The organism is Oerskovia sp. USHLN155 (assembly GCF_037145535.1).
Lineage (GTDB): Bacteria > Actinomycetota > Actinomycetes > Actinomycetales > Cellulomonadaceae > Oerskovia > Oerskovia rustica.
Genome location: NZ_JBBCXG010000012.1, coordinates 113,968 through 136,815, shown reverse-complemented (window position 1 = coordinate 136,815; position 22,848 = coordinate 113,968). Strand labels below are relative to the sequence as shown.

Sequence of the window (22,848 nt, the reverse complement as noted above, 5' to 3'; positions counted from 1 at the left end):
TGACGACGGTCCCTTCCCCCGCTGACCGGGGGAAGGGACCGTCGTCGTGCGCGCCTCAGGCTTGTGCGTCGATGATCTCCAGCACCGCGTCGAGGCGCGGCCCCGGCACCGAGTAGGGCGCCTGGGCGACGACGACGGGCTTGGCGGCGAACGCGATCCCGATCCCGGCGGCGCCGATCATGTCGAGGTCGTTGGCGCCGTCGCCGATCGCGACCGTGTCCGCCATGTCGACGCCCTCGGCGGCCGCGAGGTCGCGCAGGGTGACCTCCTTGGTGGCCCGGTCGATCACGGGGCCGGTCGTGCGCCCCGTGAGGCGGCCGTCCGACACCTCGAGGCGGTTCGCCCGGAAGTGCGTGATCCCCAGCCGCGCGGCCAGGGGGGCCACGATCTCCTCGAAGCCTCCGGACACGAGGGCCACGGTCCACCCACGGCTCTGGAGCTCGGCGACGAGCTCGGGGGCGCCGGGGGTGAGAGTGACCTTCTCGAGCACGTCCTCGAACGCGCTGACCGGGACCCCGGCCAGGGTCGCGACGCGTTCGCGCAGCGACTCGGCGAAGTCGATCTCTCCGCGCATCGCGCGCTCGGTGACGTCCGTGACGAGCTCGCGCGTCCCGGCGTGGTCGGCGAGCAGCTCGACGACCTCCTGCGTGATGAGCGTGGAGTCCACGTCCATCACGACGAGGCGGCGGGTCGAGGCGGGGCGGGCGGTCATGGTGCTATTCAACGATGGTTCCCTTGGGGACGACGGTGATGCCCGAGTCGGTGACCGTGAAGCCCCGGGCGCGGTCCTGCTCGGGGTCGAGGCCGATGCGGGCACGCTCGGTGACGATCACGTTCTTGTCGAGGATCGCGCGGTGGACCTGGGCGTGCCGCTCGACCTGGACGCCGTCCATGAGGACGGAGTCGGAGACGGACGACCAGGAGTGCAGGTAGACGCCGGGTGACAGGACGGAGCCCACGACGGTGGCGCCGGAGATGATGACGCCGGGGGAGACGAGCGAGTCCGCGGCGTGGCCCAGCCGTCCCTGGCCCGAGTGGACGAACTTGGCCGGCGGCAGGCCCACGTACCCGGTGTGCAGGGGCCACTCGTCGTTGTACAGGTTGAAGACGGGCGTGATCGAGATGAGGTCCTTGTTCGCGTCGTAGTACGCGTCGAGGGTCCCGACGTCGCGCCAGTAGTCGCGGTCCCGGTCGGTGGAGCCGGGGACGTCGTTGCGGATGAAGTCGTAGACGCCCGCGGTGCCGCGTGCGACGAAGGCCGGGACGATGTCGCCGCCCATGTCGTGGCGCGAGTCCGGGTCGCTCGCGTCGGCCGTCACGGCGGCCACGAGCGCGTCGGCGTCGATGACGTAGTTGCCCATCGAGGCGAGGATCTCGCCGGGGGAGTCGGCCAGGCCGACGGGGTCGGTCGGCTTCTCGAGGAACGCGCGGATCTTGGCCGGGTCCTCGGGGTCGGTGTCGATGACCCCGAACTGGTCGGCCATGGAGATGGGCTGGCGGATACCGGCGACGGTGAGCTCGGCGCCCGAGGCGATGTGGGCGTCGACCATCTGGGAGAAGTCCATGCGGTACACGTGGTCCGCACCGACGACCACGACGATGTCGGGGCGTTCGTCCTCGATGATGTTGAGGCACTGGTAGATCGCGTCGGCGCTGCCGAGGTACCAGTGCTTGCCCACCCGCTGCTGTGCCGGCACCGGCGCGACGAAGTTCCCGAGCAACGACGACATGCGCCACGTCTTGGTGATGTGGCGGTCGAGGCTGTGGGACTTGTACTGCGTCAGCACGACGATGTGCAGGTAGTGCGAGTTCACCAGGTTCGACAGCGCGAAGTCGACCAGGCGGTAGATACCGCCGAACGGTACGGCCGGCTTGGCGCGGTGGGCGGTGAGCGGCATGAGCCGGTTGCCCTCGCCACCGGCGAGGACGATTGCAAGGACACGTGGGGCGGCCATGGGCAAAACCTTAAGGCCCAGAGCGTGGTTCGCATCGCCCGAACCGCAGGGTGGGCGCGGTTCGTCCCACGACGTGGTGACGGCCGCCCGGGCGGGGCGGTGCGCACGAGTCCCGCGGACCGCGCTAGCGTGTGGCGCGTGAGAGTCGACCTGCTGACCCGTGAGTACCCGCCCTACGTCTACGGAGGCGCGGGCGTCCACGTCGCCGAGCTGTCCCGTGTGCTGCGCGAGCGCATCGACGTGCGCGTGCGCGCGTTCGACGGGCCGCGCGCCGAGGAGGGCGTGACGGGCTACTCGGTCCCCGGTTCGCTCGCGTCGGCGAACGCGGTCCTGGGCACCTTCGGCGTGGACCTCGCGATGGCCGACGACGTCGCGGGCGCGGACCTCGTGCACTCGCACACCTGGTACGCGAACCTCGCCGGCCACCTGGCCTCGCTCCTGCACGGGATCCCGCACGTGCTCAGCGCGCACTCGCTCGAGCCGTTGCGGCCGTGGAAGGCCGAGCAGCTCGGCGGCGGCTACGCGCTGTCCGGCTGGGCCGAGAAGACCGCCTACGAGGCGGCCGCGGGCATCATCGCGGTCTCGGCGGGCATGCGTGCGGACATCCTGCGCTGCTACCCGGACGTCGACCCGGCCAAGGTCCACGTGGTCCACAACGGGATCGACCTGGACGGCTGGCGCCGTCCGGAGTCCGAGGCGCAGGTCGCCGCGGCGGACCGCGTGGTCCGCGACCTCGGGATCGACCCCGAGCGTCCGGCCGTGGTCTTCGTGGGGCGCATCACGCGTCAGAAGGGCCTGCCGTACCTGCTGCGGGCGGCCGCGGAGCTGCCCCCCGAGGTCCAGCTGATCCTCTGTGCGGGCGCCCCCGACACCCCCGAGATCGCGACCGAGGTGAGCGACGCCGTCGCGCGCCTCGCGGAGCAGCGCACGGGCGTGGTCTGGATCGAGCAGATGCTCCCGCGCGAGGAGCTCGTCGCGGTCCTCGCGGCCTCGACGGTCTTCGTGTGCCCGTCGGTCTACGAGCCGCTCGGCATCGTCAACCTCGAGGCCATGGCCGTGGGGCTGCCGGTCGTGGGGTCCGCGACGGGCGGCATCCCCGAGGTGATCGACGACGGCGTCACGGGCCACCTGGTCCCGATCGAGCAGGTCGACGACGGGACGGGCACGCCCGTGGACCCGGACCGCTTCGTGGCCGACCTCGCCGCGGCGCTCGTCACGGTCGTCTCCGACCCCGAGCGGGCCCGCGAGATGGGCCGTGCGGCGCGCACCCGGGTCGAGGACCACTTCGCGTGGGACGCGATCGCGGACCGCACGCTCGAGGTCTACCGCAGCGTGCTCGGGTCCGGCCCGGTCGCGTAGCGAGCCGTCGCGGCGGACATCGCCCGCCGTGCGGCCCGATCGACCTCACGCAGGGCGGTCGAGCGCTGGTCGGCCTGCCACAGGTTGACCGCGCCGCCGTCGTCGGCCGTGGCGAGGTCGACGATGGCCCGCAGGCGCGCGGCCTGCGCGAGCACGCGCACGCGGCGCGCCTCGGCCTCTCCGCGTACCGCGGGCAGGGGCCAGTCGGGGGGAGTCGTGGACCGCAGCGACGCGATCGTCTCGGCGGCGTCCTCGCGCCAGCGCGCCACGTCCAGCGAGGCGAGGGCCTCGGTCGCGGTCAGGAGCGCCACGCGCAGGTCGCGCTCGGCGTCGGCCAGCGGCCCGACGGCGGCGAGCACCTGGGTGCGCCACGTCGGCACGGGCGTCACGTGCCAGGCGACGAGGTGACCCGTCTCGTAGACGCTCCCGAACTCCGTGATCTCGGGCACGAGCGCCCACGAGCCCTCGGGGGACTGCACGAGCAGGCACTCCTGCGCGTCGGTCGCGTCCGGGCTCACGGCGGCGGGTACCCCCAGGACGTCGCCGGGAGCCGGGAGGACCGCGCAGACCTCGACCGGACCGCGGGTCCAGCGCGTGAGGAGCTCGAGGAGCGTCGAGGCGTCGTCGGCCCCCTCGACGGTGTGAGGTTCGTCGTCCTGCCGGACGGCCGCGACGGCACGCCGGAGCAGCGCGTCGTCGGGCACCTGGGCCGCGCCGGGCTGCGGTGCCAGGGCCTGTACCCACAGGGCAAGGACGACGGCGCGGGGGAGCGGGAGGGTCGAGTGGGATTCCACGTCAGCCAACCTATAGGGTCGTGTCCCATGAGCTCGGTTCTGGACCTGCAGGCAGTCACGGTGCGCCGTGGCACGAAGACCATCCTCGACTCCGTGGACTGGCAGGTGAACGAGGGCGAGCGGTGGGTGATCCTGGGCCGCAACGGCGCCGGGAAGACGACCCTGCTGCAGATCGCGGCGGCACGCATGCACCCCACCTCGGGGACCGCGGACCTCCTGGGCGAGCGCATCGGGCGCACCGACGTGTTCGGGCTGCGCCCCCGCATCGGGCTCGCGAGCGCGGCGCTCGCGGAGCAGATCCCCGCGGCGGAGACCGTGCGCAACGTGGTGCTGACCGCGGCGTACGGCGTCACAGGGCGCTGGACCGAGACGTACGAGGACTTCGACGCCGAGCGTGCTGACGACCTCCTCGCGGCCTTCGACGTGCTGCCGCTCGCCGAGCGTCTGTTCGGGACCCTGAGCGAGGGCGAGCGCAAGCGCGTCCAGATCGCCCGCGCCCTCATGACCGACCCCGAGCTGCTGCTCCTCGACGAGCCCGCGGCAGGTCTCGACCTGGGCGGCCGCGAGGAGCTCGTCGGCGCGCTCTCCGAGCTCGCGGCGGACCCGGCCTCGCCCGTGCTGGTCCTGGTCACGCACCACGTCGAGGAGATCCCGCCGGGCTTCACGCACGTCCTGCTCCTCAAGGACGGCGCGGTGCACCGCGCCGGTCCGTTGACCGAGGTCCTCACGGCCCAGAACCTCAGCGAGGCGTTCGGGCTGCCTCTGCTCGTGGCTCACGGCGGCGGCCGCTGGATGGCGCGCGCGGCTCGCTGACGGGCCCCGCCGAGGGCACGCACGGTGGCGTACGCGACACGCCCGATAGGTGCACGGATCTCGTTCTTCCGGTAAAATCTGGGCAAAGAACGCAGGTGGTGTCGACACGTCGACGACGTGCAGCGAACGAGCCTCACGACGGAAGGAACCGTCATGGACTGGTTGTGGTGGGTAGGAGCAGGTCTGCTCTTCATCCTCATCGAGATCATCTCCCTCGACCTCGTGCTGATCATGTTCGCGGGCGGGGCGTTCGCCGCGGCCGGCGTGAACGCGGCCGGTGGCCCGCTGTGGCTCCAGATCATCACGTTCGCCGTGGTGTCGGCCGCGCTGCTGCTCTCGCTGCGTCCCTGGCTGCTGCGTCACCTGCGCCATCGCGTACCCCTCGCCGAGACCGGCGCCGCCGCCCAGATCGGCCGGACCGCCGTCGTCGTGGACCGTGTGACCGAGCTCAGCGGACGGATCAAGCTCCAGGGCGAGATCTGGAGCGCGCGGACGGTGGACGGGTCGCCCGAGCTGCCGATCGGCGCCGAGGTCCGGGTCGTGCGCATCGACGGCGCGACCGCGGTCGTCCAGTCGCTCGCCCCGGACAGCCACACGGTCTGAGCGTGGCCTCGGTGTCCGTCTCGGACGCCTCGGGGAGGCCGTGGAACCCCGCGGCGTCCCGTCCGTCGCCCGTGATCGTCTCGCCGGCGGCTCGCGCCGTCGCTCCACGGCCTCGTCGCACCGGACAGTTCCCCCGTCTTCCCCGCACCGCACCGCACGACCAGTACCGCGTGACCCGTCAGCCCACCGAGAACCATCCTCAGGAGAAGATCGATGAGTGACCCAGACCCCGGAATGATCGCCGTGTACGTCGTCCTCGGACTGATCCTGCTGTTCGTGATCATCGCGCTCGTGAAGGCCGTGCGGATCGTCCCGCAGGCGACCGCGCTGATCATCGAGCGGCTGGGCCGGTACTCGAGCACGCTCGAGCCGGGACTGCACCTGCTCATCCCGTTCGTCGACCGCGTGCGCGCCGGGGTCGACCTGCGCGAGCAGGTCGTGTCGTTCCCGCCGCAGCCCGTGATCACGTCCGACAACCTCGTGGTCAGCATCGACACCGTCATCTACTTCCAGGTCACCGAGCCCAAGTCCGCGGTCTACGAGATCGCGAACTACATCCAGGGCATCGAGCAGCTCACCGTCACCACGCTCCGTAACGTCGTGGGGTCCATGGACCTCGAGCAGACCCTGACGAGCCGTGACCAGATCAACGGCCAGCTCCGTGGTGTGCTCGACGAGGCGACGGGTCGCTGGGGCGTGCGCGTCAACCGCGTCGAGCTCAAGTCGATCGACCCGCCCGCGAGCGTGCAGGGCTCGATGGAGCAGCAGATGCGAGCCGAGCGTGACCGTCGTGCGACGATCCTCACGGCCGAGGGCATCAAGCAGTCCCAGGTGCTGACGGCCGAGGGTGAGAAGCAGGCTGCGATCCTGCGGGCGGAGGGCAACGCCCAGGCGGCGATCCTCAACGCCGAGGGTGAGGCCCGCGCCATCCTGCAGGTCTTCGACGCCATCCACGAGGGTGACGCCGACCCCAAGCTGCTCGCCTACCAGTACCTCCAGATGCTGCCGAAGATCGCCGACGGCACCGCGAGCAAGCTGTGGGTCGTCCCCACGGAGTTCACGGCCGCGCTGGGCTCGATCGCCCAGGGCTTCGGCGGAGTGCCGACCCCGTCCGGTGACGGTCTGGAGGCCTCCGAGGCCGCGCGCCGCGAGCGCGACCGCGACCGTGTGAAGTTCGGGACCCCGGCGCTGGTCGACCCCGCCGAGGCCCTCGCCGAGGCGCGTCGCCAGGCCGAGGCCGCCACGGCCGACGCCACGAGCGCAGGCACGCACTCGGGCCTGCCGTTCGACCAGCAGGCCGAGCGCGGGCAACGTCCCGGCGGCCCCGGTCAGCGCTTCGCGCCGGCCCCCGAGCCAGGCACGGCCGCGCCGCGCCCCCTCGGTGCGCCCCCGGCGGACGCACCCGAGGACGGCGGCGTGGAGGGCGGCACGGAGGAGCGCCCGTAGCGTCGGCTGGTACGCGTCCCACACGGCGCGGCAGGAACAGGGGTACCCGGAGGGGCGTCGCGCGAGCGGCGCCCCTCCGGCGTTCGGCGGTGCCCTGTGGGCTCCGGGCGCCACGCCCATCCGTTGCGCCGGGCAACCTTGACGAGTGAGTGCTCACTCACTTAGAGTCGGTGGCGTGACCACACCCTCGGGCCGAGCCCGACCCATGAGTCGCGACGACCGTCGCGCGGCGATCGCCACCGCGACCGTCCCGCTTCTCGCGCGCTACGGCGCCGCGGTGACGACCCGCCAGATCGCCGAGGCCGCGAACGTCGCAGAGGGCACCCTGTTCCGGGCCTTCGAGGACAAGGACGAGCTCCTCCACGCGGCCCTGGTCGCGGCCCTCGACCCCGCCCCGCTGGTCCGGGCGATCCACGACCTTCCGGAACGCGACTCGCTCGAGACGACCCTCGTCGCCCTGGCGGACCTCATCCAGGAGAGCCAGCGTGCGACGGCCAAGATCGTCCAGGTCGCCCACCAGTTCATGGGGGACCGGCACGGCAAGCCCGGCCAGCACGGCCAGCACACCCGACCCGGCGCCCCGGACGACGCCCCGCACCGCCGCCACGGCGAGCACGGCGAGCAGGGCGCGGACTCCCACCGGGACGCCCGGATGTCCGCCGTCCAGGACATCGTCGGCGCGATCGAGGCGCGCGTCGCACCGTTCGCCGCCGAACTGCGCACCGAGCCGCGCGTCGCGGCGAGCGTGTTCTTCTTCCTCGTCCACGGTCACGCGAGCCCCATGATGTCCCAGGGCGGGCCGCTCGACCCGACCCAGATCGTCGACGTCTTCCTGCACGGCGTCCTCGACGACCCGTGCCGGGCGAACGGCCCGCCCGTAGCCCCCGTCCCGACGGCGTCGCTCGCCTGACACCGCCGCCTCGCCCTCGCGGTCGTCGCCCCGGCGACGCATGCTGGACCGGTCGGCGAGGTCACCGAAACAGCTCGACGTGCGCTCCGCCGTCGGGCATCGTCGAGATCCCCGTCCTCCTCTCGCCCCCATCCCCGACAGGACCCCCCACATGCTCCTTCGTCTACTGAGGACGTACCTGCGTCCCTATCGGACGCCCATCGTGATCCTGCTCGTGCTCCAGCTCGTGCAGACCATCGCGACCCTCTACCTGCCCAGCCTCAACGCCGACATCATCGACAAGGGCGTCACGCAGGGCGACACCGCCTACATCGTGCGTACGGGCGGCGTCATGCTCGTCATCAGCCTCGGGCAGGTGATCTGCGCGATCGTCGCGGTGTACTTCGGCGCCAAGGTCGCCATGTCGTTCGGGCGCGACGTGCGCAACGGCCTCTTCACACGCGTCCAGTCCTTCTCCGCGCAGGAGATGGGCGTGCTCGGCGCCCCGTCGCTCATCACGCGCACCACGAACGACGTCCAGCAGGTCCAGATGGTCGTGCTCATGGCCTTCACCATCATGGTCATGGCGCCCATCATGCTCGTGGGCGGCGTCATCATGGCGCTCCAGGAGGACGTCGAGCTCTCGGCGCTGCTGCTGGTCGTCGTGCCCGTCCTGGGGATCGTGGTCGGGCTGATCGTGTCCCGCATGGTGCCGTACTTCCGCAAGATGCAGAAGCGCATCGACGCGATCAACGGCGTGCTGCGCGAACAGATCTCCGGCATCCGCGTCATCCGGGCGTTCGTGCGCGAGCGTCGCGAGGAGGAGCGGTTCGCCGTCGCGAACGACCGGCTCTACGACACGTCGCTGCGCGTGGGCAAGCTCATGGCGCTCATGTTCCCGACCGTCATGCTCGTCATGAACGCGACCAGCGTCGCCGTCCTGTGGTTCGGCGCGTACCGCGTCGAGAACGGGATGCAGATCGGCGCCCTGACCGCGTTCCTCAGCTACATCATGTACATCCTCATGGCAGTGATGATGTCGACCATGATCTTCATGATGGTCCCGCGCGCCGCGGTCTCGGCCGAGCGCATCGGCGAGGTCCTCGACACCGAGACGACCGTCGTCGAGCCCCAGGCGCCCGTGCGCCTGGCGGCCCGTGCCGACCGCACCGGCGTCATCACGTTCTCCGGCGTCGACTTCCGGTACCCCGGCGCCGAGGACCCCGTGCTCCACGACCTCACGTTCACGGCCCGACCGGGCGGGACGACCGCGATCATCGGGTCCACGGGCTCGGGCAAGACGACGCTGCTCCAGCTCGTCCCGCGGCTCTTCGACGCGACGGCCGGGTCCGTGCGGATCGACGGTACCGACGTCCGCGACGTCTCGCTCCAGGACCTGTGGTCGATGATCGGCTACGTGCCCCAGAAGGCGTACCTGTTCTCCGGGACCGTCGCGGAGAACGTCCGCTACGGCAAGGAGGACGCGACCGACGAGGAGGTGTGGGAGGCGCTCGAGGTCGCGCAGGCGCGCGAGTTCGTCGAGCAGCTCGACGGGCAGCTCGACGCCCCCGTCGCGCAGGGCGGCACCAACTTCTCCGGGGGCCAGCGCCAGCGGCTCGCGATCGCCCGCGCGATCGTCCGCAAGCCCAGCGTCTACCTGTTCGACGACTCGTTCTCGGCCCTCGACTACGCGACCGACGCGGCCCTGCGGCTCGCGCTCGCCCCGCGGACCCGTGAGGCCACGGTCCTGCTCGTCGCCCAGCGCGTCGCGACCATCCGGCACGCCGAGCAGATCGTCGTGCTCGACCACGGCCGCATCGTCGGCACCGGCACCCACGACGAGCTCCTGGAGACGTGCGAGACGTACCAGGAGATCGTGTACTCGCAGCTCTCGGCGCAGGAGGCAGCATGAGCACCCAGACCCCTCGCCCGAGCGACAACCCGGGCGACAAGAACGCCGAGCCGCACGTGACGCCGTCGGGCGGCGTGCAGGACGAACCCGCGGGCGACGCGCCCGACCTGTCCACGACGCGCCTCAAGGGGCGACCCCAGGGCGGCGGCCACGGCCCCATGGGCGGCATGGGCATGCCCACCGAGAAGGCGATGAACTTCACCGGCTCGCTCAAGCGCTTCGCGGGCTACCTGCGGGTCGAGCGGCTCGCGGTCGTGGCCATCACGGTCCTGTCGGTCCTGTCCGTGACGCTCGCCGTGCTGGGCCCCAAGCTGCTCGGCAACGGCACCAACGTCATCTTCGCGGGCGTGATCGGCTCGCAGATGCCCGCGGACATCACCAAGGCGCAGGCCGTGGACAACCTGCGTGCCACGGGGCAGGGCACGCAGGCCGACATGCTCGCGGCCATGGACGTCGTGCCCGGGCAGGGCATCGACTTCACCGCGCTGCGCGTCATCCTGCTGTGGGTCCTCGCGATCTACGTCGGCTCGTTCTTCTTCGGCTGGATCCAGGGCCGCGTGACGACGTCGGTCGTGCAGCGCACCGTGCGTCGCCTGCGCGCCGAGGTCGAGGCCAAGCTGGGCCGGCTGCCGCTGTCGTACTTCGACCGGCAGAAGAAGGGCGAGGTCCTCAGCCGCGTCACCAACGACATCGACAACGTCGCCCAGACGCTCCAGCAGACGCTCTCGCAGCTCGTGACCTCGGTCCTGACCGTGGTCGGCGTGCTCGCCATGATGTTCTGGATCTCGCCCCTGCTCGCGGTCATCGCGCTCGTGACGGTGCCCCTGTCGGTGCTCGTCACGGCGCTGATCGCCAAGCGTTCGCAGCCCCAGTTCATCAAGCAGTGGGCAGCGACCGGGCGCCTCAACGCGCACGTCGAGGAGATGTACACGGGCCACGCGCTCGTCAAGGTCTACGGCCACCAGCAGACGGCCGTCGACACGTTCACCGACGAGAACGCCGAGCTGTACGAGGCGAGCTTCAAGGCGCAGTTCATCTCGGGGATCATCCAGCCCGCGATGGGCTTCGTCGCAAACCTCAACTACGTCATCGTCGCGGTCGTCGGCGGCTTGCGCGTCGCGTCGGGCACGCTCTCGCTCGGTGACGTCCAGGCGTTCATCCAGTACTCGCGCCAGTTCACGCAGCCGATCACCCAGATCGCGTCGATGATGAACCTCCTGCAGTCGGGCGTCGCCTCCGCGGAGCGCGTGTTCGAGCTGCTCGACGCCGACGAGGAGTCCCCGGACCCGTCGCCCGCGGTCGTGGTCACGGACGTGCAGGGCCGGGTCGCGTTCGAGGACGTGTCGTTCCGCTACGTGCCCGACCGCCCGCTCATCGACGACCTCTCGATCGTCGCCGAGCCCGGCCAGACGGTCGCGATCGTCGGGCCCACCGGGGCCGGCAAGACGACTCTCGTGAACCTCATCATGCGGTTCTACGAGGTCGACGGCGGGCGCATCACGCTCGACGGCGTCGACACCCGCACCATGAGCCGCGACGGGCTGCGGTCCAACATCGGCATGGTGCTCCAGGACACCTGGCTCTTCAAGGGCACCATCGAGGAGAACCTGCGCTACGGCGTGCCAGACGGCGTCGAGGTCACCGAGGAGCAGTTCCTCGAGGCGACGCGGGCGACCCACGTGGACCCGTTCGTACGCACGCTGCCCGACGGGTACGCGACCGTGATCGACGACGAGGGCTCGGGTGTGAGCGCGGGGGAGAAGCAGCTCCTGACCATCGCGCGCGCATTCCTCGCCGACCCGGCGATCCTCATCCTCGACGAGGCGACGAGCTCGGTCGACACGCGCACCGAGGTGCTCGTGCAGCAGGCCATGAACGCGCTGCGCGCCGGGCGGACGTCGTTCGTCATCGCGCACCGGCTGTCGACCATCCGCGACGCCGACGTGATCCTCGTCATGGAGGACGGCGCGATCGTGGAGATGGGCAACCACGAGGTGCTCATCGAGCGGGGCGGCGCATACGCGCGGCTCTACGAGAGCCAGTTCGCGGCGGCCGCGGTCGAGGAGGTCGCCGAGGGCGAGATGACCCGCTGACGCGGGCGTCCCGTGAACGACGAGAGCCGGTGCCGCCTTCTGGGCGGTACCGGCTCTCGGGGTTTCGCCCGGGATGAGGGCGAGGTCGCTGCTGAGGGTCAGGAAGCGGTGTACCCGGCGTTGTCGCAGATCGTCTGGAGCTCGGCCACGGCCTCGGTCACCCCGGTGGTGTCGATCTCGGTCCCGGTCTCGTCGGCGATGTCGTCAGCCATCTGGAACGGGGTCTTGATCTTGCTGATGACGAGGTTGGTGTCCTCGGGCCCAGCGAGGCGCAGGATGGCCTCGAGCTGGATGTTGGTGCTGCGCATCGCGTTCGACTGGTCGTCCGTGAGGGCCGCCATGTCGAACTCGAGCTCGTCCGTGACGCGCTGCGCGACGGACGGCTCACCGCCGTCGAAGTACTTCGCGCACACCTGGAGGTTCGTCGCGCCCGCAGGGGTCTCGTCGGTGGAGGAGCCGCTGTCGGTCGTGGTGTCGGTACCGCACGCGCTCAGGAGCGCGATCGCGCCCACGGCAGCGAGTGCCATCATCTGCTTCTTCATGCATCCATGAAATCACGCGGGAACCGGGCCGAAAGTATGTATTAGTCGTACCAGGGTGCAAGAGTGAGCGACGTCTCACCTGAGAGTTCCGTGGGAGCGTGTCGTCGTGACGGCGATCACGTGCCGCCGTCAGGACGCACCTCACAGCGACCCCTCAGCCCGCACCTGCGCCCGGCACACGTGCGTTCCGTAGACCTGGGCGCATGACACACGACCAGCACCCCGGCACCCCGCTCGACGCTCCGCCCGACCGGCGCCGACGACGACGGCGTGCGTTCCTCGCGGGCGGCCTCGCCCTGACGCTGACCCTCGGCGGAGCGACCGCGTGGGCCCTCGACCGGTACGTGGTCGAGCACGTCGAGATCGCCGACGTCGCGGCCTACGAGGCGGACCAGGCGAGCGATGTCGGGACGGAGGGCGCGTCGTCGGGCGGCTCGTCCCGGACCTCGTCGGAGACGGCGGTCTCCGCCGACGCCTCGACCTCGTCCGACGGGACGAGCGTGAGCGTGCGGCAGGTCGTCGAAGGGTCGGGCGACGACACCGTGACGTACTACGTCGCGGACGTCGTCCTGGGTGACGCGACCGACCTGCGCTCGGCGTTCGCCCAGAACGCGTTCGGGGAGAACATCACCGAGAAGACCTCCGACATCGCGGCCGACAACGACGCCCTCCTCGCGATCAACGGCGACTACTACGGCTTCCGCTCGACGGGCATCGTGATCCGCAACGGCGTCGTCTACCGCGACGAGGGCGCGCGCGAGGGCCTCGCGTTCTACCGGGACGGGACCGTCGAGGTCTACGACGAGACCACCACGACCGCGCAGGAGCTTGTCGACGCGGGCGTGTGGAACACGCTGTCGTTCGGGCCCGCGCTGCTCGACGGCGGCGAGGTGGTCGACGGCATCGACGACGTCGAGGTCGACACCAACGTGGGCAACCACTCGATCCAGGGCGAGCAGCCCCGGACGGCGGTCGGCCTGGTCGACGAGAACCACCTGGTCTTCGTCGTCGTCGACGGACGCAGCGCGGGGTACAGCCGCGGCGTGACCATGATCGGGCTCGCCGAGATCATGCAGGACCTCGGGGCGACGACCGCGTACAACCTCGACGGCGGTGGGTCGTCGACCATGTACTACGACGGCGAGCTCGTCAACGACCCGCTCGGCCGCGGCGCCGAGCGCGGCACCTCCGACATCCTGTACGTCGGGGAGTGAGGCGCCGTGATCGTGCTGATCCCGGCCTACGAACCGGACGTGGCGCTCGTCCGCCTGGTCGCGGCGCTGCGCGCGACGCGTGAGGTACGGGGGATCGTCGTGGTCGACGACGGCAGCGGACCGGGCTCCCGCCCCGTGCTCGACGACGTCGCTCACCTCGGGGCCGTCGTCGTCGGGTTCCCTGCCAACCGTGGCAAGGGCGCGGCGCTGCGGTACGGGCTCGCCGAGGTCGCGCGACGCTGGCCCGGCGAGGACGTGGTGTGTGCCGACGCCGACGGGCAGCACGCCGTCGCCGACGTCCTCCGGGTCGGGGAGCGGGTCCGTGACGAAGGTACGGCCGTGGTGCTCGGTTCACGGACCTTCGCGGGAGACGTGCCGTTGCGCAGCCGGGTCGGCAACACCGTGACCCGGTGGCTGTTCCGGGCCGCGACCGGTCTGCGGGTCCAGGACACGCAGACCGGTCTGCGTGGGTACCCCGCCTCGATGATCGGCTGGCTGCTCGACGTGCGCGGGGACCGTTACGAGTACGAGCTCAACGTGCTGCTGGCCGCGGCCCGCGAGGGGCTGGCAGTGGTCGAGGTCGGGATCGAGACGATCTACCTCGACGACAACGCGTCCTCGCACTTCCGGCCGCTCGCCGACTCAGCCCGCATCTACGCGCCGCTGCTCGCGTTCTCGCTGTCGTCGCTGCTTGCCTTCGGGATCGACACCGCGGCGCTGCTCGTGCTCGACGCGGTGACGGGGTCGCTGCTGCTCTCCGTGGTCGGTGCGCGCGGGGTCAGCGGGGCCGTGAACTTCGTGGTGAACCGGCGGGTGCTCGCGGGTGCGGCTGGGGGCGGTGCGGGTGCGGGTGCTGGTGCTGTGGGCGGCCGTGCGGGCGTGGGCGAGGGTGCCTGTGCGCACGAGCTTGAGGGAGGGCGCTGGACCGGGAGAGGGCGCGGGCCCGGTTCCGGACGCCAGGCGGCGCTGCGGTACGCGGCGCTCGCGGTCGCGCTGCTGGCGGTCGGGTACGGAGCGCTCTGGGGCCTTACCGGGCTGGGGCTCGCGCTGCTGCCGGCCAAGGTCGTGACCGAGGTGCTGCTCTTCGCGACGAGCTACGAGGTGCAGCGACGGGTGGTGTTCGGGCGCGTGGCGCCGTCGGCCCCGCGAGATGCTGCTGGTTGTCGCCTCGGTGCGTCATCTGGCGACAACGAGCAGCATCTGGGTAATGGTGCGAGCGAGGTGGATCGGCCGGGCCTCCCGGCGGACGTCCGGCGGGCCGGCGAGGTGCGCTGAGGGTCGCCCGACCGCCGAGCACGAGGTTCCGCGCGTTCGACCACGAGGTTGAGGTCGCGAATGCCTTCAGAACGACCACAACCTCGTGCTCGGCACCGGGGGGCGATGCCAGGCCGCCTCCGTGGGTGCGGGAGAATCTGAGCGTGCAGATCATCCACGTGACCGACCCCGCCGACCCGCGCCTCGCCGACTACACGAACCTCACGGACGTCGAGCTCCGCTCGAAGAACGAGCCGGAGAAGGGCATGTACATCGCGGAGAGCACCACGGTGATCCACCGGGCGCTCGCGGCAGGGCACCGGCCACGCTCCTTCCTCATGGCGGAGAAGTGGCTCCCCGGGCTCGAGGAGGCGATCTCCGCCGTCGGGCTGGACGACGGGCCCGGCGGGACGGGCGAACCCGTGCCCGTGTACGTCGCCGAACCCGCCGTCCTGGAGTCGATCACCGGGTTCAACCTGCACCGTGGCGCGCTGTCCGCGATGCACCGGCCGGTCCTGCCGAGCGTGCACGAGCTGCTCACGACCGCCCGCGACGGGCAGGGTGCGCGGCGAGTGGCGGTGCTGGAGGACATCGTCGACCACACGAACGTCGGCGCGATCTTCCGCGGGGCGGCCGGGCTCGGCGTGGACGCGGTGCTCGTGTCACCGCGGTGCTCGGACCCGCTGTACCGGCGCAGCGTCCGGGTCTCGATGGGGACGGTGTTCCAGGTGCCGTGGACGCGGCTCGAGTCGTGGCCGGGCGGCGTCGAGGAGCTGCGCGAGCACGGGTTCACCGTCGCGGCGCTCGCGCTGTCGGACGACTCGCTCACCCTCGACGAGTACGTCGCGCGCGGGGACGAGAAGTCGGCGTTCGTGTTCGGGACCGAGGGGCACGGGCTGCACCGCTCGACGCTTGCGGCCGTCGACCACGTCGTGAAGATCCCGATGGCCGGGGGAGTGGACTCGCTCAACGTCGCAGCGAGCGCCGCGGTGGTGTTCTGGGCGACGCGATGACGTCGACGCGCAGACCGAGCCAGGACGGGGCCGGGGAGTCCGGCCCTGGCTCGGGTGTCACGGCAAGACTGCGCGCCGCGGCGGTCGCTGAGGCGCTCGCCTCGGTCGGCAGTCCCGACTACCGGGTGCGGGCGACGGCCGGAGCCGCCCTGGCGACCGTGCCCGACCTGACGAGCGTCAACGAGACGTTGCACCTGCTCCTGCTGGACCCCGAGGACACCTGGGTCACCGCGACGACGGCCGAGGCGCTCCTTGCCCGCGGGGACACGGCCGGGACTCGCGTCGTGCTGGAGGCGCTCGCTCGCGCCGACGGCTCCCACCTCGACGTGCTCAGCGACGCCGTGCTCTACCCGCGGAGCGCGCAGGAGCGGGACCAGCGGCGATCAGTGGTGAGGGAGCTCTGCCGGGACGCGGACCCGGACGTGGCGAGGGCGGCTTTCCTGCTGCTCGAATAGACCCGATGACATGCGCCGACGCCTGACGGTGCCCGCCCCTGATGCCTGCGACGGCACTTTGTGACGGAAAGCACAAAGTCGCCGCTGCGGCGCTCCGCACCAGACCAGCGCCCCGTTCTTCGGACGAAACGACCCGCGCGGACCGTGGCCCGCGCACGGGCCGCAGCCCGCCGTCGGGCACTGCGGGCCTCACGGGCCGCGGCCCGCCAGAGTTGATCCGCAACAACACCTCCGGCCTGCAAAGCACCAGGTCAACGGCCCTTACCGGCCCGTGTCCCGGTTCGGGACCAAGGACGCTGCGACGGGACCTAGGTCCCGGTACGCACGAGTGAGCTCGTCCATATGTTGTGGGTGCCCCCAGCCCCACTTCTCGGACGGAGACACCCGGTGGTCACAGCCGACGTAGCCCCCAGACCAGCACACCAGGTGAGCACCGACGCGCGCCGCGACCTCCTCGACTGGGACCCCAACGACCCCCAGCGCTGGGACTCGAAGGTCGCGTGGAGCACCCTCTGGGTCACGACGTTCAACCTCATGCTCGCGTTCATCATCTGGTACCTGCCGGGCGCCCTCATCCCCACGCTCGGCACGGTCACCGGGTGGGACCTGAGCGAGAGCCAGTCGTACTGGCTGCTCGCGATGCCCGGCCTGACGGGCGGGCTCCTGCGCATCGTCTGGATGATGCTGCCGCCCATGCTCGGGACCCGGAAGATGCTCACGCTGTCCGCGCTCCTCATGATCATCCCGTTCGTCGGCTGGACCTGGGTCGTGATGCTCCCGACGCAGCCCTCGTACGCGCTGCTCGTCGCGCTCGCGCTCGCCGCGGGCCTCGGCGGCGGCGTCTTCTCGGGCTACATGCCCTCGACGTCGTACTTCTTCCCCAAGAGCAAGCAGGGCACGGCCCTGGGCCTGCAGGCCGGCATCGGGAACTTCGGCGTCTCGGTCGTCCAGTTCGTCGTGCCGTGGGCCATCGGGTTCGGGATGTTCGGCCTCGCGGGCCAGCTCGCGCACCCGCAGAACGCCGAGCCCCGACAGGTCTGGCTGCAGAACCCGGGCCTCATCTTCATCCCGTTCGCCGTGGTCGGCGTCGTGCTCGCCTGGACCCTGCTCAAGTCGGTGCCGGTCAAGGCCAACCTCAAGCAGCAGTTCGACATCTTCCAGAACAAGCACACGTGGCTCATGACCATGGAGTACGTCCTGACGTTCGGGATCTTCTCCGGGCTCGCCGGCACGTTCGGCATGCTCCTCAAGCAGCAGTTCGGGCCCGAGTACCTGACGTGGGTCTTCCTCGGTGCGCTCGTCGGCTCGCTCGCCCGCATGTGCTGGGGGCCGCTGTGCGACCGCTTCGGCGGCGGCGTCTGGACCGTGGTGTCCGGGATCGGCGTCGCGGCCTCGGCCGGGCTCGTCCTGTTCGGCCAGGTCACGGTCGTGGACGGCGAGACGCCGAGCCTCCCGATCTTCATGACCGGGATGGTCCTGATCTTCTTCTTCTGCGGGATCGGCAACGCCGCGACCTTCAAGCAGATGCCCATGATCTTCCCGGCCCGTCAGGCGGGTGGCGTGATCGGCTGGACCGCCGCGATCGCGGCGTTCGGGCCGTTCCTGTTCTCGATGCTGTTCAACTACCTGCCGAGGACGGCCGTGTTCGGCGGGATCATCGCCTACGCGCTGCTGTGCGCGGGCATCGCCTGGCACTTCTACGCACGGCCCGGCGCCGAGGCCAAGAGCTGACCGTGCGACCGCCCGCAGTGCTCACCACCGGCCCCCGGGCCCGACGCTCAGCAGGCGTCGGGCGCGGGGCCGGCGGTGCCGAGAGCCCCGGGCCCCGCGGCCCCCGGCGCCCCGGACACGACGATCGGGATCGGTGCGGCCTCGTCGTGGCGTCCCCGGTCGACGGTCTCGAGCCGCGCGACGCAGTGGTGCTGGCCGAAGTTCGGCACCAGGGCCGTGGCGCGCAGGTCCGAGCCGAGCTCGGCCAGGGTGCCGTTGATGAAGCCCGCGTGCAGCGAGCACACGACCTGCGGTGTGCTGCGGGCGGTCGCCACGAACGGGCAGTTGTTGAGCACGAGCGCGTCCATGCCCTTGCCGGGTGCGGAGACCTGCGCGGACGGCTCGCCGCGCGGGGTCGGCGCGAACCACAGCGCGTCGAGCTTGGACACGAGCAGGGTCGAGACCTCGTCCTCGGTGAGCACCTCGCCCGGAGCGGGGCAGTCGGCGAGCTTCTGCCCCCACGTGCGGCCCACGGTGTAGGTGAGGGTCGCGGCCTCGGGCACGTTGGCGGCGACAGCGGTCGTGAGCGCCTCGGCCAGGAGCCGGTAGGCCTGGGCTCGCTCGTGCGTCTGGTTGGGCAGGGTGCCGCGGTAGAGCACCTTGGGCCGGCCGGGCGTCGTCCGGGTCTGCTGGGTGCGCTCGGCGAGCCCGGCGTCGACGAGCGACTCCAGGTGGAAGCGCGCGGTGTTCTGGTGGATGCCGACCTCGTCGGCGATGTCCTGGACGGACACCGGCGCCTTGGAGTCGCGCAGCAGCTGGATGACGTGCGTACGCCTGCCGCCGTGGTCGCTGCGACCCGTCGTGCCGTCGAAACCTCCGTAGACCTGCTGCCTGGGCACCTGCTCGCCCCACTTCTTCCCGCTCGTGGACCACTGACGTCGAGGCGTCCGGCTGCCCCCGGCCGACGTCCTCACCACGACAACCATCGCACGAACGCCCCCCACGCCGTTCCCGAGGAGCACTCGCCATGACCATCGACGACCCCGCGACGATGTCGCCCCTGATGAAGAAGCTGCTCAGGACGCGCAGCCACTTCCCGCAGACGGAGGTGTTCGACTCGGCGCACGCCATGATCGAGACGGACCCCTCGGAGTGGGACCGGTTCTACCGTGACCGGTGGGCGCACGACAAGGTCGTGCGCTCGACGCACGGCGTGAACTGCACGGGCTCGTGCGCGTGGGACGTGTACGTCAAGGACGGCCTCATCACGTGGGAGCACCAGGGCACGGACTACCCGACGACGGGGCTCGACAGCCCCGAGTACGAGCCGCGCGGCTGCCCGCGCGGCGCCTCGTTCTCCTGGTACACGTACTCGCCGTCGCGCGTGCGATATCCCTATGTGCGCGGCGTCCTGCTCGACATGTACCTCGACGCGCGCTGCCGCCTGGGCGACCCGGTGCTCGCGTGGGCCGAGGTCGTCGAGAGCCCGCTCAAGGCGACGCTCTACAAGCGCGCTCGCGGCAAGGGCGGCCTGGTCCGCGCGGACTGGGAGCTCGCGACCGAGATCATGGCCGCGGCCCACGTCTACACGATCAAGGCGTACGGGCCGGACCGCTGCGTCGGGTTCACCCCGATCCCCGCGATGTCGATGGCGAGCTTCGGTGTCGGGACGCGCTTCCTGTCGATGATCGGCGGGACCCTGCTGAGCTTCTACGACTGGTACGCGGACCTGCCGCCCGCGAGCCCGCAGATCTGGGGCGACCAGACCGACGTCCCGGAGTCGGGCGACTGGTGGAACTCGAGCTACATCATGATGTGGGGCTCGAACGTCCCCGTGACACGCACGCCCGACGCGCACTTCCTGGCCGAGGCCCGCTACAAGGGGACGAAGGTCGTCGCGGTCAGCCCCGACTACGCGGACAATGTGAAGTTCGCGGACGACTGGCTCGCGCCCGCCCCGGGCACCGACGGCGCGCTCGCGCAGGCCATGGGCCACGTGCTGCTCACCGAGTTCTACCGCGACCGCCAGGTCCCGTACTTCGAGGCGTACTCGCGCACGTACACGGACGCGCCGTTCCTGGTCACGCTCGACGAGTCCCCGGCGGCCCGTGCGACGGCGGAGGGCACAGCGCCCGACGGCGGAGCCGTCCCGGTCTTCCGGCCCGCCAAGTTCCTCACGGCGGCCGACCTGGACGGGCTGCCCGTCGCGGGGGCGACGGGGCAGCGCCCCGAGTTCCGCCCGGTCTTCCTCGACGCGGCCGCGGACGCGCTCACGGTGCCGAACGGCACGCTCGCCGACCGCTGGACCGAGGACGGCGTGGGGCGCTGGAACCTCGACCTCGAGGACCACGACCCGGCGCTGAGCCTGCTGGGCCTGACGCACGCGGGAGCCGAGGCGCAGGGGGTCGTCGTCGAGCTGCCGCGCTTCGACGTGGGGGAGACCGAGGGCGGCTCCTCGGTCCTGCGCGGCGTCCCGGCGATCCGCGTGGGCGACCGCCTCGTGACGACGGTGTTCGACCTGCTCATGGCGCAGTACGGCGTGGGCCGCGAGGGGCTGCCCGGCACGTGGCCCACGGGCTACGACGACGTGACGTCGCCCGGGACGCCCGCCTGGCAGGAGGCCCTGACCGGGGTCCCGGCCGAGCAGTGCACCCGGATCGCGCGCGAGTTCACGCGCAACGCCGAGGTGAGCAAGGGCAGGTCGATGATCATCATGGGCGCGGGCACCAACCACTGGTACCACGCCGACACCATCTACCGGACGTTCATCGCGCTCCTGACGCTGACCGGGTGCCAGGGCGTCAACGGCGGTGGGTGGGCGCACTACGTCGGGCAGGAGAAGGCGCGCCCCGTGACGGGGCAGCAGCACATGGGCTTCGCGCTCGACTGGCAGCGCCCCACGCGCCACATGGCCGGCACGGCGTTCTGGTACACCGCGACGGACCAGTGGCGCTACGAGGGCTTCGGTGCGGACGAGCTCGCGTCGCCGACCGGTCCGGGCACCCTCAAGGACCGCAGCATGATGGACTGCCTGACCCAGGCGGCCCGCATGGGCTGGACGCCGTCGCACCCCGGGTTCGACCGCAACCCGCTCGACCTGTGCGACGAGGCCGCGGCCGCGGGCGTGCCGGTCGCCGACCACGTGGTCTCCGAGCTGCGCAGCGGGAACCTCAGGTTCGCGGTCGAGGACCCCGACGACCCGCAGAACTTCCCGCGCGTCCTGACGGTCTGGCGCGCGAACCTCATCGGCAACTCGGCCAAGGGCAACGAGTACTTCATCAAGCACCTGCTCGGCGCGGACTCGTCGCTGCGCGCGCACGAGACCCCGCCCGAGCGGCGCCCCGAGGAGGTCGTCTGGCGCGACGAGGCCCCCGAGGGCAAGCTCGACCTGCTGACCAACATCGACTTCCGCATGACCTCGACGTCGCTGTTCGCCGACGTGGTCCTGCCCGCGGCGACCTGGTACGAGAAGCAGGACATCTCGACCACGGACATGCACCCGTTCGTGCACGCGCTCAATGCGGCGATCGCACCACCGTGGCAGGCCAGGACCGACTACGACGCGTTCCTGGGCCTCGCGGACAAGGTCTCCGAGCTCGCCAAGACCCACCTGGGCACCCGCACCGACGTCATCGCGGCGCCGCTCACGCACGACACCCCGGACGAGATGGCCCAGCCGGGCGGCGTCGTCCTCGACTGGCGCAAGGGCGAGTGCGAGCCCGTCCCGGGCGTGACCATGCCCCGGCTCGTGGTGATCGAGCGTGACTACACGCAGATCGCCGAGAAGATGCGCGCCGTCGGGCCGCTGATCTCGAAGGTCGGGACCACGACCAAGGGCGTCACGGTCGTGCCCGAGCAGGCCGTCGAGTTCCTCGCGAAGGCCAACGGCGTGCGCAAGGACGGCGTCGCGAAGGGCCGCCCGTCGCTCGAGACCGCGGCGCACATGTGCGAGGCCATCCTCGCGCTGTCGGGCACGACCAACGGCGCGGTCTCGGTCGCGGGTTTCAAGGCCCTCGAGAAGCGCGTCGGCAAGCCGCTCGCGGACCTCGCGGAGGAGAACCACGACCGTCAGGTCACGTTCGCGCAGACCCTGACCGGGCCGCAGAACGTCTTCACGAGCTACGAGTGGTCCGGCTCGGAGCAGGGCGGGCGGCGGTACTCGCCCTTCGTGGTCAACGTCGAGCGGCTCAAGCCGTGGCACACGCTCACGGGGCGTCAGCACTTCTTCGTCGACCACGACTGGATGACCGAGCTCGGCGAGCAGCTCCCGGTCTACCGGCCGCCGCTCGACATGGCGCGCCACTTCGGTCACCAGGGCTTCAGCGAGCCGGGCTCGACCGAGGTCACGGTGCGCTACCTGACGCCGCACTCCAAGTGGTCGATGCACTCGCAGTTCCAGGACAACCCGTACATGCTCGCGCTCTCGCGCGGGGGCCCCACGATCTGGATCTCCGAGGAGGACGCGCAGACCGCGGGCATCGCGGACAACGACTGGATCGAGGCGGTCAACCGCAACGGCGTGGTCGTGGCCCGGGCCGTGGTCTCGCACCGCATGCCCACGGGCACGGTCTACATGTACCACTCGAAGGACCGCAACATCGACGTGCCCAAGGCCGAGGCGTCGGGCAAGCGAGGGGGCATCCACAACGCGCTGACGATGATCATGATGAAGCCCACGCACCTCCTGGGCGGGTACGGCCAGCTCACCTACGCCTTCAACTACTACGGGCCGACCGGCAACCAGCGCGACGAGTACACGGTCATCCGTCGGCGCAACCAGGAAGTGGAGTACTGAG

18 protein-coding genes are annotated in these 22,848 nt (G+C 71.1%); 13 read left to right on the top strand and 5 right to left on the bottom strand.

Features of this window, described 5'->3' with window-relative positions; all coding sequences use genetic code 11:
• Window positions 1–55: 55 nt before the first annotated feature.
• Together serB and WFH32_RS17145 are read right to left on the bottom strand one after the other, a co-directional pair.
• Entirely contained in the window at window positions 56–712 is a 657-nt protein-coding gene (gene serB, locus WFH32_RS17150) for a phosphoserine phosphatase SerB (protein ID WP_336708519.1), read from the bottom strand.
• 4 nt (window positions 713–716) lie between these two features.
• Complete coding sequence (locus WFH32_RS17145; RefSeq protein ID WP_138824642.1) at window positions 717–1,955, bottom strand: glucose-1-phosphate adenylyltransferase; 1,239 nt, start codon at window positions 1,953–1,955, stop codon at window positions 717–719.
• A gap of 138 nt (window positions 1,956–2,093) precedes the next feature.
• On the opposite strand from WFH32_RS17145, the gene glgA reads away from it, so the two are divergent.
• Complete coding sequence (gene glgA / locus WFH32_RS17140) at window positions 2,094–3,314, top strand: glycogen synthase (RefSeq protein WP_336708516.1); 1,221 nt, start codon at window positions 2,094–2,096, stop codon at window positions 3,312–3,314.
• Here glgA and WFH32_RS17135 read toward each other — a convergent pair.
• Window positions 3,278–4,108 carry a hypothetical protein gene (locus WFH32_RS17135; protein ID WP_336708514.1) on the bottom strand — a complete coding sequence of 277 codons (831 nt, stop codon included), beginning with the start codon at window positions 4,106–4,108 and terminating at the stop codon, window positions 3,278–3,280. The two genes, glgA and WFH32_RS17135, sit on opposite strands and share 37 nt — an antisense overlap.
• Before the next feature lie 27 nt (window positions 4,109–4,135).
• Here WFH32_RS17135 and WFH32_RS17130 point away from each other — a divergent pair, with 27 nt between their 5' ends.
• From WFH32_RS17130 to WFH32_RS17105, 6 genes are all read left to right on the top strand, one after another.
• Window positions 4,136–4,921 (top strand): ABC transporter ATP-binding protein, encoded by a 786-nt coding sequence (locus tag WFH32_RS17130; RefSeq protein WP_191797829.1) that lies wholly within the window; start codon window positions 4,136–4,138, stop codon window positions 4,919–4,921.
• Window positions 4,922–5,074: 153 nt separating this feature from the next.
• Window positions 5,075–5,524, top strand: a complete 450-nt coding sequence (locus tag WFH32_RS17125; protein ID WP_138824638.1) for an NfeD family protein — start codon at window positions 5,075–5,077, stop codon at window positions 5,522–5,524.
• A gap of 213 nt (window positions 5,525–5,737) precedes the next feature.
• Window positions 5,738–6,970 carry an SPFH domain-containing protein gene (locus WFH32_RS17120; RefSeq protein WP_191797826.1) on the top strand — a complete coding sequence of 411 codons (1,233 nt, stop codon included), beginning with the start codon at window positions 5,738–5,740 and terminating at the stop codon, window positions 6,968–6,970.
• A gap of 175 nt (window positions 6,971–7,145) precedes the next feature.
• Window positions 7,146–7,880 (top strand): TetR/AcrR family transcriptional regulator, encoded by a 735-nt coding sequence (locus WFH32_RS17115; protein ID WP_336708513.1) that lies wholly within the window; start codon window positions 7,146–7,148, stop codon window positions 7,878–7,880.
• A 151-nt stretch (window positions 7,881–8,031) separates the two neighbouring features.
• Entirely contained in the window at window positions 8,032–9,771 is a 1,740-nt protein-coding gene (locus WFH32_RS17110; protein WP_191797824.1) for an ABC transporter ATP-binding protein, read from the top strand.
• Window positions 9,768–11,864, top strand: coding sequence for an ABC transporter ATP-binding protein (locus WFH32_RS17105; protein ID WP_442946349.1), 2,097 nt, complete (start codon window positions 9,768–9,770; stop codon window positions 11,862–11,864). The genes WFH32_RS17110 and WFH32_RS17105 overlap by 4 nt, the downstream gene beginning before the upstream one ends.
• Before the next feature lie 98 nt (window positions 11,865–11,962).
• Here the strand turns inward: WFH32_RS17105 and WFH32_RS17100 are convergent, their stop codons facing one another.
• Entirely contained in the window at window positions 11,963–12,406 is a 444-nt protein-coding gene (locus tag WFH32_RS17100; protein ID WP_336708512.1) for a hypothetical protein, read from the bottom strand.
• A 203-nt stretch (window positions 12,407–12,609) separates the two neighbouring features.
• On the opposite strand from WFH32_RS17100, the gene WFH32_RS17095 reads away from it, so the two are divergent.
• The 5 genes from WFH32_RS17095 (at window position 12,610) to WFH32_RS17075 (ending at window position 18,073) form a co-directional block, all read left to right on the top strand.
• Complete coding sequence (locus WFH32_RS17095) at window positions 12,610–13,620, top strand: phosphodiester glycosidase family protein (RefSeq protein WP_336708511.1); 1,011 nt, start codon at window positions 12,610–12,612, stop codon at window positions 13,618–13,620.
• A 6-nt stretch (window positions 13,621–13,626) separates the two neighbouring features.
• Entirely contained in the window at window positions 13,627–14,895 is a 1,269-nt protein-coding gene (locus WFH32_RS17090) for a glycosyltransferase family 2 protein (RefSeq protein WP_336708510.1), read from the top strand.
• A gap of 137 nt (window positions 14,896–15,032) precedes the next feature.
• Window positions 15,033–15,887, top strand: a complete 855-nt coding sequence (locus WFH32_RS17085) for a TrmH family RNA methyltransferase (RefSeq protein ID WP_442946353.1) — start codon at window positions 15,033–15,035, stop codon at window positions 15,885–15,887.
• Window positions 15,884–16,342: a hypothetical protein gene (locus WFH32_RS17080; RefSeq protein ID WP_336708508.1), complete on the top strand. Its 459-nt coding sequence runs from the start codon at window positions 15,884–15,886 to the stop codon at window positions 16,340–16,342. Before WFH32_RS17085 ends, WFH32_RS17080 begins: the two co-directional genes overlap by 4 nt.
• A 426-nt stretch (window positions 16,343–16,768) precedes the next feature.
• Window positions 16,769–18,073, top strand: a complete 1,305-nt coding sequence (locus WFH32_RS17075) for an MFS transporter (RefSeq protein WP_318244252.1) — start codon at window positions 16,769–16,771, stop codon at window positions 18,071–18,073.
• Window positions 18,074–18,120: 47 nt separating this feature from the next.
• On the opposite strand, the gene WFH32_RS17070 is transcribed toward WFH32_RS17075, so the two are convergent.
• Window positions 18,121–19,029, bottom strand: coding sequence for a helix-turn-helix transcriptional regulator (locus WFH32_RS17070; RefSeq protein ID WP_336708507.1), 909 nt, complete (start codon window positions 19,027–19,029; stop codon window positions 18,121–18,123).
• Window positions 19,030–19,079: 50 nt separating this feature from the next.
• Between WFH32_RS17070 and WFH32_RS17065 the strand changes: the two genes are divergently transcribed.
• Window positions 19,080–22,847: a nitrate reductase subunit alpha gene (locus WFH32_RS17065; RefSeq protein ID WP_336708506.1), complete on the top strand. Its 3,768-nt coding sequence runs from the start codon at window positions 19,080–19,082 to the stop codon at window positions 22,845–22,847.
• The last annotated feature ends 1 nt before the right edge of the window (window position 22,848 follow it).